Here is a 304-nt window from a genome sequence, read left to right as displayed (position 1 = left end):
AATCAATGCACCGGTCAGATCCTCCGCCTTTGCAGCAATCACAAAGAATCTCCAGATCAGGATCAGAAAAACTCCGATCAGGATTCCCGCACCCACCAGTCCCAGTTCTTCGCAGATGATCGAAAAGATCATATCATTTTGTGCCTCAGGAAGAAACCCCAGCTTCTGGACACTGTTCCCCAGTCCTCTGCCAAATAAGCCTCCGCTTCCAATGGCATACAATCCCTGCAGGGTCTGATAACCTTTTTCGTATTTCTCCGGATTTCTCCAGATTGCGATCCGTTCCAGCCTGTAACTCTCCAAT

General features: G+C 48.7%; 1 protein-coding gene. It reads right to left on the bottom strand.

Annotated elements, in window-relative coordinates:
• Positions 1–304 (bottom strand): FtsW/RodA/SpoVE family cell cycle protein (locus PZH32_RS12695; protein WP_275208615.1); only part of this gene is annotated, 304 nt, incomplete at both ends.

It is taken from the genome of Adlercreutzia equolifaciens (assembly GCF_029076695.1).
Lineage (GTDB): Bacteria > Actinomycetota > Coriobacteriia > Coriobacteriales > Eggerthellaceae > Adlercreutzia > Adlercreutzia equolifaciens_A.
This window is presented reverse-complemented; position numbering and strand designations above follow the sequence as displayed.